1 protein-coding gene is annotated in these 302 nt (G+C 37.7%); it reads right to left on the bottom strand.

Annotated features, from left to right (window positions below; genetic code table 11):
- A partial coding sequence (locus tag R2R70_RS19600; protein WP_410978836.1) for a hypothetical protein occupies positions 1–302 on the bottom strand: 302 nt, incomplete at both ends.

The following is a 302-nucleotide window of genomic DNA, read 5'->3' as shown; positions in this document are numbered from 1 at the left end:
TGACCACCTTCTTCGGCAATCCCTGTGCTCTTCCAGTATTTTAAGTTTTCTGTTGATTCATTACCTTCGCGTGCAGAAACAATTTCTTCATACTTTGCAATGACTTCTTCACGAGGCGTTGTTCTTGCCCACTTAATTGCTTTGGTTACCCCTTCCACAAAGATTTTTACAGTATCTTGATTTTCTACAATATACTTTTCTGTGAAGAAATATTCTCCCGCTGTAAACTCGCCAAATAAGTCGATATCTTTAAACAAAGGATAAATACCGCCATTTACTAAAGCTCTCTCTTTTCCAATACC

The organism is Cobetia sp. SIMBA_158 (genome assembly GCF_046566945.1).
Taxonomy (GTDB): Bacteria; Pseudomonadota; Gammaproteobacteria; order Pseudomonadales; family Halomonadaceae; genus Cobetia; species Cobetia amphilecti.
Note: the sequence above shows the minus strand (reverse complement) of the source record. Positions and strands in the feature narration are given on the sequence as shown.